Source organism: Flavitalea sp. (genome assembly GCF_035489435.1).
Classification (GTDB): domain Bacteria; phylum Bacteroidota; class Bacteroidia; order Chitinophagales; family Chitinophagaceae; genus DATHKG01.
On record NZ_DATHKG010000165.1, the window covers coordinates 16111 to 34588 of the forward strand.

The 18478-nt window shown below is 42.2% G+C and carries 13 protein-coding genes; 11 read left to right on the top strand and 2 right to left on the bottom strand.

Annotation, left to right across the window (positions count from 1 at the left end):
- The first annotated feature begins 38 nt into the window (after positions 1–38).
- The 8 genes from VK664_RS25870 to VK664_RS25905 all read left to right on the top strand — a co-directional run bounded on the left by VK664_RS25870 (position 39) and on the right by VK664_RS25905 (position 13727).
- Complete coding sequence (locus VK664_RS25870) at positions 39–1736, top strand: RagB/SusD family nutrient uptake outer membrane protein (RefSeq protein WP_461401618.1); 1698 nt, start codon at positions 39–41, stop codon at positions 1734–1736.
- A gap of 40 nt (positions 1737–1776) precedes the next feature.
- Entirely contained in the window at positions 1777–2769 is a 993-nt protein-coding gene (locus VK664_RS25875) for a FecR family protein (protein ID WP_461401619.1), read from the top strand.
- 90 nt (positions 2770–2859) lie between these two features.
- Positions 2860–6186: a SusC/RagA family TonB-linked outer membrane protein gene (locus tag VK664_RS25880; RefSeq protein WP_461401620.1), complete on the top strand. Its 3327-nt coding sequence runs from the start codon at positions 2860–2862 to the stop codon at positions 6184–6186.
- Positions 6186–7670 (top strand): RagB/SusD family nutrient uptake outer membrane protein, encoded by a 1485-nt coding sequence (locus VK664_RS25885; protein ID WP_461401621.1) that lies wholly within the window; start codon positions 6186–6188, stop codon positions 7668–7670. Before VK664_RS25880 ends, VK664_RS25885 begins: the two co-directional genes overlap by 1 nt.
- Positions 7671–7872: 202 nt before the next feature.
- Entirely contained in the window at positions 7873–10443 is a 2571-nt protein-coding gene (locus tag VK664_RS25890) for a glycoside hydrolase family 38 C-terminal domain-containing protein (protein ID WP_461401622.1), read from the top strand.
- A gap of 39 nt (positions 10444–10482) precedes the next feature.
- Positions 10483–11889 carry an SGNH/GDSL hydrolase family protein gene (locus VK664_RS25895; protein ID WP_461401623.1) on the top strand — a complete coding sequence of 469 codons (1407 nt, stop codon included), beginning with the start codon at positions 10483–10485 and terminating at the stop codon, positions 11887–11889.
- 191 nt (positions 11890–12080) lie between these two features.
- Entirely contained in the window at positions 12081–12686 is a 606-nt protein-coding gene (locus tag VK664_RS25900; RefSeq protein ID WP_461401624.1) for an RNA polymerase sigma factor, read from the top strand.
- 189 nt (positions 12687–12875) lie between these two features.
- Positions 12876–13727: a class I SAM-dependent methyltransferase gene (locus VK664_RS25905; protein ID WP_461401625.1), complete on the top strand. Its 852-nt coding sequence runs from the start codon at positions 12876–12878 to the stop codon at positions 13725–13727.
- Positions 13728–13891: 164 nt separating this feature from the next.
- Here the strand turns inward: VK664_RS25905 and VK664_RS25910 are convergent, their stop codons facing one another.
- Together VK664_RS25910 and VK664_RS25915 are read right to left on the bottom strand one after the other, a co-directional pair.
- Positions 13892–15139, bottom strand: coding sequence for an RNA polymerase sigma factor (locus VK664_RS25910; RefSeq protein ID WP_461401626.1), 1248 nt, complete (start codon positions 15137–15139; stop codon positions 13892–13894).
- Positions 15140–15147: 8 nt separating this feature from the next.
- Positions 15148–15486, bottom strand: a complete 339-nt coding sequence (locus VK664_RS25915) for a YciI family protein (protein ID WP_461401627.1) — start codon at positions 15484–15486, stop codon at positions 15148–15150.
- A 195-nt stretch (positions 15487–15681) separates the two neighbouring features.
- Between VK664_RS25915 and VK664_RS25920 the strand changes: the two genes are divergently transcribed.
- The 3 genes from VK664_RS25920 to VK664_RS25930 all read left to right on the top strand — a co-directional run bounded on the left by VK664_RS25920 (position 15682) and on the right by VK664_RS25930 (position 18448).
- Positions 15682–16503 carry a helix-turn-helix domain-containing protein gene (locus tag VK664_RS25920; protein ID WP_461401726.1) on the top strand — a complete coding sequence of 274 codons (822 nt, stop codon included), beginning with the start codon at positions 15682–15684 and terminating at the stop codon, positions 16501–16503.
- 103 nt (positions 16504–16606) lie between these two features.
- Complete coding sequence (locus VK664_RS25925; protein ID WP_461401628.1) at positions 16607–17500, top strand: hypothetical protein; 894 nt, start codon at positions 16607–16609, stop codon at positions 17498–17500.
- Between the two features lie 42 nt (positions 17501–17542).
- Entirely contained in the window at positions 17543–18448 is a 906-nt protein-coding gene (locus VK664_RS25930) for a helix-turn-helix domain-containing protein (RefSeq protein ID WP_461401629.1), read from the top strand.
- The last annotated feature ends 30 nt before the right edge of the window (positions 18449–18478 follow it).

The window sequence follows — 18478 nt, forward strand, 5'->3', positions numbered from 1 at the left end:
TCAGCAATATGAAACACCCATGTAAAATATTTCAAACAATGGAATCGAAAATTAAAAATATTTTGTTTGCAGCGCTTGTTTGCCTGGCTGCATCGCTTGCAGGATGTAAGAAAAATATCGATGAAGATATTCTTCACCAGGGTGGTGAAATAACTGACGACCAGTTGACCGGTAACTTTCTTTACGTTAAAGGATTCCTGGATAATATATACAACACAATCGGCGCGGGTACTGTTGCCAATGACGCGCGTTTCAATCTCGATAGCAATGGTGCTATGCTTGCCGCTGCCTGTGATGAAGCTGTGAATTCAAACCTGAATTCCTTTGTTTATACTTTAGTTAACGGAACCTGGGGTCCGGCCCGGACCTTCGATGACGGCTATGCGAATTATTACAATGGGATCCGGAAGGCTAATGTTTTCCTTGAGACTATCTCTAAAGGAGAAATCAGGCCGTTGAATTCTACGCTCACAGTAGATTCATTAAGAAAAAGATGGCGCGGTGAGGCATTTTTTCTCAGGGGACTATTTCATTTTGAACTGATGAAAAGATATGGTCCTATCATTATTGCTAACCGGGTATTTGACAGAACGGAGGATCTGAATCTCCCCAAAAATACCTGGGAAGAATGTGTTGCGCAGGTGGTACTTGATTGTGATTCCGCCTATGCAAATCTACCTCAGTGGAACACCGACTACAATGGTTCAGCCGATACAAAGGAAATCGGCAGGGCCACGAAGATCGCAGCTATGGCCCTTAAAGCAAGACTCTATCTTTATTCCGCAAGTCCGCTTTACAGTACGGGCACAGATGTTGTAAAGTGGCAAAAAGCTGCCGACGCTGCAAAAGCGATAATTGATCTTAACCGCGCACAACTGATCACCGGTTATGCCAATGTGTTTAATTATAGTACTGCGGCATATAACAACGAAGTAATCTTTGCTACACAGGCTAATAATATCAACAGCATCGAAATATTTAATGCACCCGTGAGTTTTGATGGCGGACTTGGTCGCACAAATCCAACACAGGAAATGGTAGACGCATTTGAAATGAGCAATGGTAAACCGATTACTGATCCTACATCCGGTTACAATGAAAATAATCCATATGTCAATCGGGACCCAAGGCTGGCACTGACTATTTTTTTTAACGGATCAACTTTCAAAACCGCAAAAGTGCTGACTCATGTTGGTGGCAAAGACGCTGTTGATCAAAGTATCAATGCCACAAAGACGGGATATTACATGAAAAAGTTTCTCAGTGAAAATGCAAGATGGAACCAGGTTTCCAATGCATCGATCCGTCGCCCCTGGGTTTTATTCCGCTATGCTGAAGTACTTCTCAACTATGCTGAAGCATTAAACGAAGCACAGGGACCGGTTTCTGCGGTTCACAATGCTGTGAACCAGGTGCGTGCAAGGGTTTCCATGCCTGCGCTGCCAACTAACCTCAACCAGGCAGAAATGCGCGCCCGTATTAAAAATGAGCGAAGGGTGGAATTGTGTTTTGAAGAACACCGCTTCTATGATATACGGAGATGGAAGGAAGGAGAAACTTATTTCAACAAACCTGTTACCGGAATAAAGATTACAGTTGATGGAGCCGGAAATCCCGTTACATACCAGCGCGTGAAAGTGCAGGATCGGGTTTTCGAACCAAAACAGAATTTTTTTCCTTTTCCTCAGGAACAAATTGATCTTGGATCTAATCTCAAACAGAATGAGGGATGGTGACCATTGACCATTCAATGATAAATTCGTATTTTCACCACCCATGGATGAATCACGCATTAATGACATTATTACAAAATCAATAGCAGGGAAAGCCACACCGGAAGAGCTGTCACTGCTTGACAAGTGGTATGATTCATTTGAAGCAAAGGAAGGATTAACCGATAAGATGGATGCTTCTGAAAAATCGGCAACGAGTGCAAGAATGCTTGAACGCATACGCGGAACGATTCTTCCATCTAAGCCCGAAAAGGTTCAGAAGGTACCAGCGATATCGCGATACCGGTCGCTGATGATAGCTGCGTCATTAATCATCCTGCTTGGCCTGGGCTTGTTGGTTTATAACTTAGTTTCCCGTCCCGGAGAGACGTCTCGCATTGTTTATGTCAATATAACCGGGAAAGAAAAACAAACTACAAAAACCACCCTTCCCGACGGATCCATTATTTGGCTCAATGGCGAAAGCAAAATCAGGTATGACAACAACTTCATAAAAGACACCCGTGTAGTATGGTTGGATGGCGAAGCTTATTTTTCTGTAGTTTCCCAACAAAAAAAACCATTCATCGTGCATGCGGGTAAATTAAATGTAAGTGTTGTTGGCACTGAATTTAATATCCGGATGCATAAATCTGATCCGACAACAGTAGTTACGGTAACTAAAGGCAAAGTGGCTGTTGATATTGACCAGGAGGTACTGGGCGTGCTGGGTATGAACGAAGAAATTGTTTATAATTCCAACGGTGGAGCGCGAACTGCCGCAAAAAAAGTTAACCCGGATCAGGCCATTGCATGGAAAACCGGTTCATTGATATTCAGGGAAACCAGTTTTAAGAATATTGCCGGACAACTTAAGTCAAAGTTTGACATGGATATCATTTTCAAGGATCCCGGGATTGAAAAATGTTTGCTTACTGCCAGTTTTGATTCGAACGTAAGCCCGGTTGAAATTATTAAAATGTTATCCAGTATAAATGGAAGTAAAGTTATTAAACAAAATGGACGGTATGTAATTTCTGGTAAGCCTTGTAAATAAGGTCATCATCGATTGACAATCTTTGCACGGGCAGATCCGAAGGCTTACCCGAATTGCCTTAGTGCAACAAATTAACTGATAAGGTGGGATATGAAGTGTAAGATAATTCAACGATTGTTTCTACTTAATAAAATTATCCAATTCCCGATCATTCTGCTATCCCTTGTGCTACTCACAAATATCCGGGTCTATTCTCAATCTGCCCCCGATCCACGTAGTGTTTTTGTTAATCTCCACGAAGAAAATCAATACCTGAACGAAATTTTTGACAGGATCGAAATGCTGAGCAGCTTTAAATTCGTTTATAATTCCACAGATATACGGAAGCTGGGAAGGTTTACAATCAGTAAAAAAAATTATTCTGTATATGCTGTCCTTAATGATCTTCTACCTGCATCGCTATTGTTTGAACAGCAGGGAACAAATATTCTTATTACCAGGAAAACTTTGCAGGTAATACCAGTGTTCATCAAGGGAAAAGTTGTTGATGAGCGGGGTACAGCACTTCCCGGGGTTTCTGTAAGTGTTGCAAATAGTCTGAGGGGAGTAACGACAGATACATCCGGAAAATTTGTAATCAATGGCATCAAAGCTGAAGACAGCCTGGAGTTCACCTTTATCGGTTATATACAAACAAGGATCAGGGTTGGCAATACAACTGATCATCTGATCAGGCTTCTGCGGGACTCAACAAGCGCCCTGAGCAATATTGTTGTATTAGGATATGGTAATACGATGCGATCAAATATATCTACAGCAATTGGATTGGTGAGTACAGCTCAAATTAGTGAGCGTCCAAATTCCATAAATATTGTTCAGGCAATTGCAGGTAAAATTCCGGGTGTAAGTGTGATGTTAAATTCGGGTAAGCCCGGAGGTAAGCCAACCATTAAGATCAGGGGTACCGGATCGATTAATGCTTCGAACATCCCACTCTATGTTATTGATGGGTTTGTGGGTGCCGATCCCGCAATTGTGGACCCGAGCATAATAGCCTCTGTGAGCGTACTTAAAGATGCAGCCGCGGCTGCCATTTATGGATCGAGAGGATCAAATGGGGTCATCATACTTACTACGAAAGAAGGACAGAAGGAAAGATCAGAAATTTCATACAGCGGCACCCTGAGCGTAGGTAAACTAGCCCGTGAACTTGAATTGCTGGATGCAGATGGTGCGCTTGAAATGTTCCGGCGTACATATGAATACGTTCCAGGAAGGATGGCTCCCCACCTGGATCCCTTCAATTTTTTTGCACGGAAAACAGAATTGTTTTATTCTGATGGTAAACCCATTCATAATATTAACTGGCAGGAAGCCGCCACCCGCGAGGCATTATCACACAACCATTCCCTCACATTTTCCGGAGGAAAAGACGATCTGACAGTACTGGCAAACATTTCCTACAGAAATCAACAGGGTATCATGTTAAACAGCTACTCCAGGCAAGTGAATGGTTATATAAATGTAGGCTGGAACGTAAAAAAATGGCTGGGCATTAAAGCATCAATAAACACCGGGGGAACACAATCTAATAATATCGATCTGAATACACTCGGTCTTAATCCACTCAGGCAAATGGTGGAATTTCTTCCTTTTTTGCCTGTCACCTATGAGGACGGTACCTATTCCCGCAAATCGGATTATCCCGGGGCAGAAAATTCCGAGAACCCGGTGCGCCTGCTTAACGATGTAAAGTCGATTACCGGCCGCACATATACACAGGCGAATATCATTGCCACATTCCACCTGGCCCCGGATCTTGATTTTATTTCCAGCCTGAGCGGCTTCACAAGTGCAGGCTACAACTTTTACTATGCCGGGAGGGATGTTTACGATTATTCTGCGACCCAACAGGGTATTGCAAGAAGAACACATACTAATGGTGGCTCCTGGACCAATGAAGACTATTTCTCCTATACAAAAAAATCAGGAAAACATCGGTTTAATGCTATTGCTGGTGCCAGTTGGTACTATTATCTCAGTACTTCTACCGCTGCGGGAGCACAAAACTTTTTCGACGACTACTTCAGCTTTAACAATCTCCAGGCCGGATCAGTATGGGAACAACCAACATCCGGCACCGACCGTAATCAGCTTAATTCGTTTTATACCCGGGTAAATTACAATTTTGATAACAGGTACCTTTTCGGGGCTTCGCTACGGGCCGATGGGTCATCAAGATTTGGTGCAAATAGTAAATATGGAATTTTTCCATCTGTGTCAGCAGGGTGGGTGATTTCAGAGGAAGATTTTTTTCCCCCGACCGGGGCAATTAACACACTTAAGCTAAGAGCCAGTATAGGTACCAATGGCAATGCTGCTATAGGTAACTATGTAACACTAAACCGCCTCAATGCTTCACAGGTTGTTTTTGATAATCGGTTATACCCCGCCGTTACAGTAGCGGAACTGGGTAACCAGGATCTTAAATGGGAGAAAGCGCGCCAGCTTAATTTTGGTCTTGACCTGATTCTATTTAATGGCCGGATTGACCTGGTGGCTGATGTTTATGATAAAGTGACCTCCGACCTGCTATATCGAAAACAACTGCCCGTAACAACCGGGTACAGTGGAGTTTTTGATAATATTGGATCTATCCGCAACCGGGGGCTTGAGCTGGGGATCAACGCAAGAGTAATTTCCGGAAAAGGCTTTTCATGGAACACGGGTATAAATTATTCGATGAACCGGTCAATAGTACTCCGGCTTAATGGGGATATCATCAATACCTGGGGCGGGCGAATCGCAGAAGGCAGACCGCTAAATGAGTTTTTTGGTTATCTCCGCCAGGATGCATGGGGGCTTGATGAAGCAGCCGAGGCAGCGGTTTATGCAAAAAAACCGGGAGATCTTAAATGGGCTGATATAAATGGAAATAAGATGACCGACGCAGATGACCGTGTTCCGCTTGGAAACGGAATGCCGGATTTTGAGGCAAATTTTGAAAACCATTTCCGGTATAAAAAAATTTCTTTATTTGTGGACGTGCAGGTGATGTATGGTCACAAAATCATTAATTTTTTTCGAAATATAGATGAAACGCAGGCGCCATGGGCGAATAGTTATAAGAGCATACTCAATGCCTGGACACCACAAAATCAAAATACACCATTGGCACAACTGCGGTTGCCGCTGGATGGAAACGAAAATCGCATTGATTCGTATAATATAGAAGATGGCTCCTTTCTCCGGATCAGAAATATTTCGTTGAGTTACGACCTTACCCGCTTATTGAACAAATTTGGAATGAAGCGGGGAAGTCTTACTGTACTGGCAGAAAATTATTTCCTGTTAACGGGCTATAAGGGTTACGATCCCGAGAATACCTCTTTTGATGGTGATCTTAACCAGGGCGTTGATTTCTTCCAGTATCCTAAAGCTAAAACTATCTCAATAAATTTATCAGTGACTATCTGATGATAAAAATAATGCCCATATCTGCTTTATTGTTGCTCTTCTTCAGCGGATGTAATAAATTCCTGGAGGAAGAACCAACAGGATTTATCGATGCATCAAAATATTATACCACTCCAGCCCAGGCCGAAGCTGCTGTAGCGGGATGTTATGCGGGCTTATCAAGATTGCACACTAATCGCATAGGCGTATCTGTTAGCCCATTGTTTGCAGTTGAATATATGACGGGTTACAGTACTCGCCCTTATGCCCCGAACAGTGATGATATCCAGTTTCTACAACTTATAAAAATTGACCCGGCTAATCAGCATCTTGGCGATTGGTGGAATGCTACTTTTTATCCACTTGAAAATTGCAATAGTGTCATAGCGAATCTGTCAAAAACAGATATTCTAGACGAGGTATCAAAGAAAAAATTTCTTGGTGAAGCTCATTTTCTCCGCGCCTGGTATTATTTCCAGGGTGTCAGGTTATTTGGAAGTCTTCCTTTGAAAACTGTTCCCACCTTAAGCCTGGCAGACACCCATATAAACAAGGCACCTGTCGAAGATATTTACAAACAGATTGTGAATGATCTGAACTTTGCACAGGCTTGCGGGTTGCCCTGGACCGATAAACGGGGACATGTTACCCAGGGAGCCATAAAAGCTTTGCTGGCAAAGGTGTATATTACTATGGCCGGTTATCCGCTTTTAAAAAAAGAATATTACCAGCTTGCATACAAGGAAGCTGCGGAAGTAATAAACAGCGGCGAATTTTCGCTTTTTCCCAACTTTGCTGATCTTCGCCAGCAATCAAAGCAAAATACAGGCGAAAATATTTTCATGTTGCAGCGTGATCCTGTAAATGCTCCGAATATTTTACATTTTTCCTTAATGCCGTATCCATATCTGCCGATAAGTATAAAACCGACGCTCGGCGGCGCCATGGGCACTACAAAAGAGTTTTATAATTCGTTTCACGATTCAGATGTCCGTAAAAAAGAGAGGGTATTTTTTTATAATAGTTATCCTCAGTTTGGGACGCCGAACCTGAATGTTAATTTCAACGCTCCGTATATTTTTAAATATTGGGATTCCACTGCGGAACTTACCAACCGGGCCGGACTCAATGTTTCTTTGATCCGCTATGCGGAAGTGTTGCTGATCTGTGCCGAAGCGAAATCCCGGCAGGATGGGGGCTTAACTTCTGATCCGCTGGCAATAAGTTCCTGGCATGAGGTGCATAGCCGGGCATTTCCAGGTGCGCTCCTTCCTGCAAAACTCGAAGTGGACGACATATTGAAAGAAAGATTCTGGGAACTCTGTTTTGAATTTCAAACCTGGTACGATATGCTGAGGACGCGCAAGGCTTTTGATGTCGGCCAAAACAAAATCGTTGACCTCGTAGGATATAAATCGCCAAATCATCTCATTCCCTTCACCGAAGAAAATCTGCTGTTTCCAATTCCCCTGACTGAGGTTCAAAAAAACCCGAATCTAAAATAAGTTGCCGGATTTTGTTTTTTTACAAAATTCCGAAGATTAATTTGATAGCTGGCTGGCGGTTTCCTGTTGTTCATGTGTCTTAGATCTAACGCTACAGGCAGCGTTCTACAGGCAATCGTTTTGGTGCATTCAAGGCCTTCTGTTTCTACACAAGGCTATTATTTTTCAGGCACTATAAAAAATCATCCAGAAACCAAAAACTATGGCTCTAATCAGAACTTATTTAACTGCGTTTTTCATGCTGGGTTCACTTATCAGCACTCATGCCCAGAATGCCTATTTTATCGATGGCTATCATGGTGGAGTCTGGGGTCATTATCCTGAGTGGAATACGAGATTTATGGTGGATCAACTGCAAAAAAATCCTAAATGGAACATCAATATTGAAATAGAACCCGATACCTGGGATACTGCCATGATTAAGGACCCTGCGGCCTATGCCGATTTTAAAAAGATTTTTGCTGACCAAACTTTGGGGGGGCGGATTGAATATGTAAACCCGTCCTATGGACAAAGTTATCTTTTCAATATTTCAGGTGAAAGTATCATCCGCCAGTTTTATTATGGAATGAAAAAAGTGAAACATCATTTTCCTGAAGCGGTGTTCACTTCCTATTCGTCAGAAGAACCATGTTTTACAAGTGCATTGCCAACCATACTCCAATCGTACGGCTATAAATATGCTTCACTTAAGAATCCGAACACCTGCTGGGGTGGTTACACCCGTGCCTTTGGGGGAGAACTGGTGAATTGGATCGCCCCGGATAATTCTTCAAAACTGATAACAGTACCGAGATATGCAATTGAAGCACTGCAGCCAAACTCGACCTGGCAAACAATCTCCTGGAACAATTCGAAACAATATATCGATGCCGCATTGAAATATGGTATCGCAAACCCGGTTGGAATGTGCCTGCAGGACGCAGGATGGAAAAATGGACCCTGGCTTGGTGATGGTAGCCGGAGTTACAATCCTTCCATTTATAAAACCTGGCGCGATTATATCGCAAATGTCTCTATCAAAACACCTTCACAGGATTGGAAATTTTCCCAGGAAGATATGCAGGTTAGCCTGGTATGGGGATCGCAGATTCTTCAGCGCATAGGCCAGCAGGTAAGAGCAGCTGAAAACAAACTGGTACAGGCAGAGAAAATCGCAGCCATAAATACTGTTCATGGACAACAACCCTGGCCTGCAGAAGTTTTTGAACTAAGCTGGAGACCTTTGTTACTGGCTCAACATCACGACTGTTGGATCGTTCCATATAACCGCAAGTTTAATACTAACTGGGCTGGTATGGTAGAGCGTTGGACAAAAGTGAGCAATGGCAACGCTGATAGTTTAATTTATAAAAACTCAGATAGATCAGATTTAACATCGGCTCGGCAGCTAAGGGTTTATAACACACTTGGTTTTGACCGCCAGGAATGGGTGCATGCTTCTGTTGATGCCGGTCTTTTAACTGGAGCAATCAACATAACCGATCAACTTGGAAGAGTAGTAGTTTCGCAAATTTCCAGATCGGATAGCGGTAACCAGTTACTGATAAAATTTAAAGCCACTGTTCCGGCAATGGGTTATAGCAATTTTATGATCAGTGCAGGCACTGAAAAAAAGTTGGCCGCTGGCGGAGTGAAAAAGCTTCCCGATGGTACATATAAATTAGAATCTGATTTATATAGTATTATAATTGATCCTGTTCGGGGAGGAGTGATCAAAAGCCTCGTGGCTAAAAAGCTGGGTAACCGCGAATTTGTGGATACCAAAAACAAACGGGGTTTTAACGAATTACGTGGTAACTTTTTTAAAGACGGAGGGTTTCATTCATCGATGGATAATCCAGCCAGCATAACAATTACTGAAGATGGTCCGGCATTGAAAAAGATCACTATCAACGGCACAATTGCAGGGCATCCTTTTACTCAACAGATCAGTTTATCCGATGGTCAGAAACGCATAGATCTGAAGACAAAAATTAACTGGAAATCAAATGTAGGTATCGGTAATGCCTATGCGCAGGATGTAAAGTGGGATCAGAAAGATTATCACAAGGCCTTTTATGATGACCGCGACAAACTCCTGGTGTTGTTTCCTTCCCCGGTATCACAGAAACTTTATAAAAATGCCCCATTTGATGTAACCTCAAGTAAAAACGAAAATACATTTTTTAGTACCTGGGATAGTATCAAACATAATATTATACTCAATTGGGTAGATATTGCCGATGCCACAGATGCATATGGGCTGGCCGTCCTCTCTGATCATACCACCAGTTATGTACATGGTAAGGATCATCCACTTGGTATTACCATGCAATATTCGGGAATGGGGCTATGGGGTAGAAATTATACCATCACAGGTGCAATGGAAGTTAATTATTCACTTATACCGCACAAGGGAAAATGGGACAATGCCGGTATCTACACGGAAACTGAGAAATGGAATGAACCTTTGATAGCTGTTGTTTCTGATGCATCGGATAAATCTGCGCCGTTTCCAGGTATCGTGAATTCAGGAGACCAGCTTCACCTTAGTTCAGTTACTGTTGAAGGTGGTGATCTGCTTGTGCGTGTATTTAATGCCGAATCTGACAACAAACCCAAAAAAATCACCTTTAATTTACAGGCAACTAAGATGGAATTGATTGAGCTGGACGGTGCTGTTAAAAATTCATTGACCGTTAAATCAGAAGCCGGGGGCAGATCTTCAGTAATGATTTCAGTACCCCGTTTTGGGTTCAGAACCATCCGAATTCCAGGCCTGGTTAAATAAACTGCAATCTATTTGCTACGATCTCTCAGCGTACTAATAATGAAAAAAAAATTTCATACAATAACGGTTATTATCTGCCTGCTGATTTGTTGCATACATATAAATGCGCAACCAGTTACACCATTCAGGAAAGGAGACCGGGTTGTTTTTGTGGGCAACAGTATTACTGATGGGGGGCATTATCACTCCTATATCTGGTTATATTACATGACCCATTTTCCGAATATGAATATCCGGGTTTTTAATGCCGGTATAGGCGGAGACATCGCTGCCCAGATAAACTCCAGGATGGAGTCAGATGTCTTTATTCATAAACCAACGGTGATCACTCTTACCTTTGGAATGAACGATACCGGTTACCAGGAATATCTCCGTGAAAATGCAAAAGCATTTGCGGATAAACGTGTACAGGAATCGATCGAAAGTTTCAGACTCATCGAAAAAAAATTGCTGTCTTATCCGGATGCCCGCAAACTGATGATAGCTTCGTCCCCATATGATGAAACATCACAAATAAAGACCAGGGCTTTCACCGGGAAAAACAATGCTTTATTACGCATAGCAGATTTTCAGGCGGAAACAGCAAAAAAAAATAAATGGGAGTTCCTTGATCTTAATAGACCAATAGTGGCTTTGAACCTGGCCGGTCAAAAAAATGATCCTTTATTTACGCTATGCGGCCAGGACCGGATACATCCGGCAAATGACGGGCATATGGTTATGGCTTATTATTTCCTGAAGCAGCAAGGACTTGCCGGTTCAGTAGTTGCGGATATAAAAATAGACGCGCTGAAGTTGAAAGTTCTTAATTCAAAGAACTGCGAAGTCACCAAAATTTCCAACAACAATCATATCTTAAGTTTTGATTATTTATCCAATTCACTACCTTACCCCATTGACACTATTTCAAGGGGTGGAAGTGGAGGGATGAACCCAAAAAAACAATCCGATGCTTTAGCAATTGTACCCTTTACGGATGAATTTAATACGGAGTCTTTGATGATTAGTGGCCTGGAGCCTGGTTTGAAATACATCCTGAAGATTGATACGGTAGTGATCGGCAAATGGAGTGGGGCTGATCTGGCTAAAGGGATAAACCTGGGAACAATAACCACAACTCCGCAATACCAGCAATCACTTGCCATCATGCAATTGAATGTAGAGCGATGGGAACTGGAACGTCGCCTCCGGGAATACTACTGGCTGCATTATTCAATTCTGACCAGTAAGGGCTTATTGTTCAATGATACCGAATCAACAATGGATTCTGTATTGTTATATGCCAGGCGGGACCCGTTCGTACGTGGCGTGGTAAATACCTATAAGAAAGCCAGGTTTCCGGAAGTGAGAGAGACATGGAAGCAACAGATCGAATTAATCACTAACCGCATCTACAGAATCAACATGCCGAAAAAAAGAAGGGTTTCCCTTGAACCGGCATTATGAGCAGGGAAAAATTATTAAAAATTTTTTTTAGCGGGCATGGCGGCTTTGTTAAACTCAGGTGACTATATTTAATACTGACCAGGCAAACCAAATGGATTTGCCAATTATGTATATTCAGTAATTAAATATTAATCACTTATAATTTAGCCTGGTTTAAGTTTGTATATTACTGTCATTCCAAAACGAATTGCATGCCCCTTCTTAGTTCATCGTATCAGGAAATTTCTGATCTGCAACTTTTTGATCTTGTAAAACAAGATGATGTAAAGGCTTTTGAGGAGATCTACAACCGTTACTGGCCACATCTGATAGATTCAGCCTACCGTCGCCTCCAGTCCAAAGAGAAAGCAGAGGACATAGTCCAGGAAATTTTTATCGCAATTTACCATAAGCGTAGCACAATCGAAATCACTTCATCTTTAAAGGCCTACCTGAGCCAGGCAGTAAAATTCAGGATTCTGAATTATTTTCGGGACGAAACGACCAGGACCGAATATCTTAAGAGCCATTTCCTGGATGATAGTAACAGGAATAGTTTTTCTCCAGATCTGGAATCCCGTGAATTGAGTAGCCGTATTGATCAGATTTTACGAAACCTTCCTCAAAAATGCCGGCAGACTTTTTTGCTTAGCCGGAAGGAAGAACGCTCGCATAAAGAAATAAGCAAAGACTTAAATATTTCTGTAAGCACGGTTGAAAAGCATATTGTTAAAGCCTTAAAGGTGTTTCGAAGTGATCTGAAAGATTATCTGCATTCGACTGAACTGTTGGCCGAAAAGATTCCCGCCAAACTATAGGAATAGTTGCCAATTTTTTGGAAGCCATCGTCTTGCCAGCGTATTAAATGCATCGAATCCGTTGAAAGAAGTTGGACTTTTAAGTCAAAATTCCGAACTCTCCAGATAAAGAATAAACCCGGGGGACTTCTAATTTTGAGCTGCAATAATCAAATTGATTTCAGTTCAAAATTTCAAAAACCTTATTACATGAATTCAAACACAGCAGTACTTGAAAAGACAAACCAGGTGAATCCAAACAAAGCCCTTTGGGAAAAGGGTGACTTTACACGGCTTGCAGACACAATGCGTGAAAGCGGTGAGCAACTGGTAGCCAAACTGGGAATTACAAATGACATGGATGTTCTTGATCTCGGATGCGGAGATGGAACTACTGCCATACCTGAAGCCAGGCTCGGGGCCAGGGTTACAGGATTAGATATTGCAGGTAACCTCGTTGCAGCTGGAAATGCAAGGGCAAAAGCCGAAGGACTTACCAATTGCAATTTCTATGAAGCGGATGCATCAGACATGAATGAAACAGGAGACGCATCTTTTGACTTTGTGGTATCTATTTTTGGAGCAATGTTCGCCCCGAAACCATTTGATGTGGCAAAGGAAATGGTACGTGTAACCCGTGCCGGTGGTAAAATCGTGATGGGCAACTGGATACCTGGTGACCCAACCCTCGTAGCACAAATCCTTAAGATCAGCACTGCCTATATGCCACCGCCACCCGAAGGTTTTGTAAGCCCGATGTTATGGGGTGTAGAGCAACATGTTACCGACCGTTTTGTAGCAGCCGGAATTCCAGCTGAAAATATATCTTTCAGTAAAGAGACGTTTACATTTAATGCCCCTTATAGCGCTTCGGAATTTGTAAACCAATTTAAAAACTTTTATGGGCCAACCATGAATGCTTTTGAAGCTGCAGGGAAGATTGGGAAGACTGCTGATTTACAAAATGAGCTGGAAGTTTTATTTAAGAGTCAGAACAAAAGTACAGATGCGGGCAGGACATCAATACCTGCCAACTTTTTGAAGGTTACGGTGAAGCGTTAATTTTGTTATAGAAAGGATAACTTTTTTTTGAATTTATTTGAAACCCGCATAATGGCATTTACAATGGGCCAGTTATAGCGGGTTTCATTTATTTATTAAAAGAAACAATGGTTATTTATGGCAAAAAATGGTTATTTTAAATAACAATGGTTATTTAAATAGACCTAACAGCCTTCTAACTTATTCCGGAGCAATTGTTGCTCCGGCAAGTTGATAGCCAGGTTTAATGCTTTTTGAAAACATTGCCTGGCTTCATTATTCCTTCCTTCATCAAAATAAACTTCGCCCAGCGCTGTATGATATAAGTGGTTGTTGTCAAGACCCCTGATCTCCTCCAGTTCTGCAAGGGCAGTCTTGCGATCAATTGCATAAGATGCAGCAATGGCTTTGTTGAGTGATATAATATCTGAAGGATGATGCCGTGATAATATTCCGTATAGATGGTAGATCGCATGCCAGTTTGTGCTTTCAAAATCAGGTGCCGTTGCATGTAACCAGGCTATTGCAGCTTCCAGGTGATAAACCGATGTTTCTTCCTGTGTGGCCAGCTCAAGAAAATGATTGCCCTGGCTAATCAAAGGCTTGTACCAAAGACTGCGATCCTGGTATTTTAGCAATATAATATTTCCCCTGTCATCCAGTCTTGCATTTAACCTGGAAGCCTGGAAACAAAAAAGAGCCAGCAATGCATGTGTGCGCGTGCCATTGGTTGAATGATGTTTGGTAAGCAGATAAGCCAGGCGCATGGCTTCTTCACAAAGCTCTTCACGGATCAGTTGTTCGGGATGCGATGAATTATAGCCTTCATTGAAGAGCAGGTAAAGGCTATGCAGAACCGCGGATATTCGCTCTGTGATTTGTGATGGAGGCGGCAATTCAAGAGAAATATTTTCGGACCTGATTTTTTCTCTTGCCCGGTAGATCCGTTTGGCAATGGTTTCTTCTTCTTTCAAAAATGCCCTGGCAATTTCTGCGTTATTTAAACCACACAATGTTTTTAGAATAAGCGCAATCTGTGATTCCAGCGGTATCGAAGGATGACAACAGGCAAACATCATGCTGAGCTGGCTATCCATGATTTCTTCCACCTCAAAAAACTGTTGCACGGTAGCAGATAAAGTGTATTCAGATTGCAACAGGTATTGAAGCCGGGGCTTGAGCTGCCGGTACGTTTTTTCTTTCCTGATCAGATCAACTGCTTTGTTGCGGGCCACGCGATGGAGCCAGGCGGTCGGATTATCTGGCACACCATTATAAGGCCAGGCAGTCATGGCTTTCAACAAGGTTTCCTGCACTATGTCCTCCGCCAGGTGCAGTTGTTGAAAGCCCAGGAGTTTAGACAAAACAGCAATCATCTTTCCCGACTCGTGCCGGAAAAGATGATCGACTGTCTGATGAATAGAAAGTTGCATACCGCAAATTACATATTCACTTTCATCACCTGGCGAACCTGTACCTTCCCGCCATAACCATAGTCCGGGTAATTTTTACACTCATCAATGGCTTCCTCTATCGAGTTGGCATTGAGGATAAAATATCCACCGACTACTTCCTTGCCTTCGGTGTATGGACCATCGGTTACTGACGCAGGTCCACTCACCAATTTGCCACCAGGCAAAAGTGGTTCACCTGAAACATATTTGCCTTCCTTTGTAAGTTTTTCTACCCAGGCCATCCATTTGCCCATGTTTGCCTCCATATCGGCAGGTGAGGCATCCATTGGCATACCTCCGTGGAAGATCAGCATAAATTTTTCCATAAAAATGTTTTTTAGTTTTTAAGATGATTTAGCTTATGACGAATGGGTAGGGACGAACCGGACAAACGGAAGGAAATTTATTTTTAATTGTTGGTTTCAAAGATTTTCTTCTTAAATAAAGCTCCTGAATTTAAATAACCAGGTGTTTTTTCTTTTCTACCTATTTCGTAACTTTCTTTAAAATCATCCCTGGATATAAAATTCTATAACCCGCATCCAATTCTGCAGGAATTTGTTCACTCCATCATGATTGTACATGCAAAGGTCGGTAAAGATGCACCTCCTGTTGTTTCTCCTTATCCGCCAACGCCGCAGAACGAGATGTATTTTTATATCAACGATCGTATTAAGATGCAACAGCAAAGAGGTGCAGGTTTTATCCTGCAACCCCGCAGCGTAATAGTGGGGCCCCAGCTTTCCCCTGTTACAATCGATGTAAACAGGGATCTGAAAGCCGTGCGTATTGGTTTTCAGCCCGGCGGTCTCTATAGGTTGCTGGGTTATCCTGTACACCGGATGATCGATGAGAGTCTCGATGCTGCAGATGTATTTGGAAGTGAAATCGAAGAACTGAATGATCGTTTACAGGAGGCACCTCATTTCGATGCAATCAAAGATATAACGGAACAGTTCCTGCTGCAAAAAGCAAAAAAACTTAAATTGATTTTGCCTTTCGATAAAGCAATGCTTGAACTAATGAAAAACGATGGCAATATATCCATGGAAAAGATTGCTTCACTGGCTTGTGTCAGTCTCCGGCAATTCGAAAGGCTCAGCAAAGAAAGAATTGGCTTCCCTCCTAAATTATTTGCCCGTTTGGTCAGGTTTTCAAAAGCTTACCGATTGCGTGAAGATTTCCCCGACTGGAGCTGGACCCGAATTGCCTATGAATGTAATTACTTCGACCAAATGCATTTTATCCGCGATTTCAAACAGTTTGCTGAAGTAACACCGGGTCGCATCGAAAAAGAACTGGAACAAACTCCCTTCCGTATGCAAACGGCCAGGCGATTCTGATCATGTCGCTTTTGTACTATCCTGCCGGCATTATAGTTTCGAAATTTGTTTAACAATTGCCACATCCTAAACCCGTGCAATTGTTAAATATCAAAACGAAACTATGTCCAGATTTCTATTTCTTTCCCTGCTCTCATCGTTTGTGCTTCCGGGAAATGCACAGCAATACGAAAATCTTATTGAATCAAAGACCGCCCGGATCATAAATCTATATTATAGCGAAGGCCGTGAACAAAGAGCCTCGGCTATTGCAGAACGAATGGATAAGGCTGCTCCTTACTTTGATCAGTTACTTTCTTTTAAAGCTTCAGTAACCGTATTGGTATTGTCTCCCACGGATTGGCCCAAATACGCGAAAACAGTGGTCTACGGAATGCCTCATTACAATAACGAAAAGATATTGATCGTAGCAGCCGATGATAATCCATTCTGGCAAAGTTTTTTGCCGCCTTTGGATCGGTTACCTGGCGACCTGGTTACAAAAATTAAAAATGTCTATAGTCGCAGCGACAGTTCGTTAAGTATGGAGCGATTTTTCGATTTACTGGCGGTGCATGAACTGGCACATGCATTTCACATGCAGGCGGGTCTCACAATGCAACGTAACTGGATGGGGGAGCTTTTTGTAAACATGTTGTTGCACACCTATATCGCCGAAAATGAACCGCAACTTGTGCCTGCGCTAACCTTGTTTCCGCAAATGGTTGTTAGCGGTGGAGGAAAAGGGCTTAATTATACCACCCTGAAAGACCTGGAATTGAACTACAATGAAATTGCTGTGAAATATCCCAATAATTATGGTTGGTATCAATGCCGGCTGCATTCAGGAGCTGCAGTGATTTATGAACGGGGAGGTAAAGCAATATCCTCGAAACTCTGGAATGCATTGAAAACTGAAAAGCAAAAACTTTCGGATGCCGAACTGCTGGCATTTCTTAAAAAATCTGATCTAAAGCCCGTTGCTGAGCTGATCGAAAACTGGGATCTTGAAAGATGAAAGAAAATTTCTGCACTCTTTGATTTTTATACCTTTGCGTCTATGGCTACAGTAGTTAAACTGCAAACATTTTACAAATATATTAACCAGGCTCCGGAAGCTATTCAGAATGAAATAGGGCATTTTAACATCTTTAAAGTAGAGGATTTGCTATTGCCCAAACATAAGCAAGTGAACTATAGCCGGCGTAATTTTTATAAAGTAAGTTTTGTAACGGGACACAGTAAAATCCACTACGCCGATCAATCTATTGAAGTATACGAAAGTGTACTGGTTTTTACCAACCCGATGATTCCTTTTTTCTGGGAAAGAATCAGTGAACAGCACAGCGGCTTTGTCTGCATATTTACCGAAGCGTTTTTCAGCCGTTTTGCCAATATCAAAGATTATCCTGTATTTCGGGGTGCCGATACCGGCGTGATTCCTTTAGCTCCCCGCGATGCCCGGCAATTCAATGAATTATTCTTACGTATGTCTAATGAACTTCATGGTGATTATGCATTTAAATATGATCTGTTGCGCAATCTTTTGATGGAGGTAATCCATTCGGCACAAAAAATGCAACCCGCTATGGGAATTCATAATTCCGGTGCCAATGCCTCTGAAAGGATCACTGGATTGTTCGCAGAATTGCTGGAACGGCAGTTCCCGATTGAATTGAGCAACCAGGTTATCCAGCTGCGTTCTCCTTCAGATTTTGCAGCGCAGTTAAATATTCATGTGAACCACCTTAACAAGACTTTGAAAGAAATAACCGGGCAAACCACTTCACAACTAATCAATGACCGCTTATTGCAGGAAGCCAAAATTTTACTTAAAAGCACTAACCTAACCATTAACGAAATTGCCTGGAGCCTGGGCTTTCAGGAGCCTAATCATTTCTCCGGCTTTTTTAAAACCCGTGAAAAAGTTTCACCTTCAAAATTCAGACAATCAAATATTGATTGATTTTTATAGTTTTTGCTTTCGATTCAGTAG

Coding starts and splice junctions, on each gene's coding strand:
- VK664_RS25870 (WP_461401618.1), top strand. CDS start 39: ATGGAATCGAAAATTAAAAATATTTTGTTTGCAGCGCTTGTTTGCCTG.
- VK664_RS25875 (WP_461401619.1), top strand. CDS start 1,777: ATGGATGAATCACGCATTAATGACATTATTACAAAATCAATAGCAGGG.
- VK664_RS25880 (WP_461401620.1), top strand. CDS start 2,860: ATGAAGTGTAAGATAATTCAACGATTGTTTCTACTTAATAAAATTATC.
- VK664_RS25885 (WP_461401621.1), top strand. CDS start 6,186: ATGATAAAAATAATGCCCATATCTGCTTTATTGTTGCTCTTCTTCAGC.
- VK664_RS25890 (WP_461401622.1), top strand. CDS start 7,873: ATGGCTCTAATCAGAACTTATTTAACTGCGTTTTTCATGCTGGGTTCA.
- VK664_RS25895 (WP_461401623.1), top strand. CDS start 10,483: ATGAAAAAAAAATTTCATACAATAACGGTTATTATCTGCCTGCTGATT.
- VK664_RS25900 (WP_461401624.1), top strand. CDS start 12,081: ATGCCCCTTCTTAGTTCATCGTATCAGGAAATTTCTGATCTGCAACTT.
- VK664_RS25905 (WP_461401625.1), top strand. CDS start 12,876: ATGAATTCAAACACAGCAGTACTTGAAAAGACAAACCAGGTGAATCCA.
- VK664_RS25910 (WP_461401626.1), bottom strand. CDS start 15,139: ATGCAACTTTCTATTCATCAGACAGTCGATCATCTTTTCCGGCACGAG.
- VK664_RS25915 (WP_461401627.1), bottom strand. CDS start 15,486: ATGGAAAAATTTATGCTGATCTTCCACGGAGGTATGCCAATGGATGCC.
- VK664_RS25925 (WP_461401628.1), top strand. CDS start 16,607: ATGTCCAGATTTCTATTTCTTTCCCTGCTCTCATCGTTTGTGCTTCCG.
- VK664_RS25930 (WP_461401629.1), top strand. CDS start 17,543: ATGGCTACAGTAGTTAAACTGCAAACATTTTACAAATATATTAACCAG.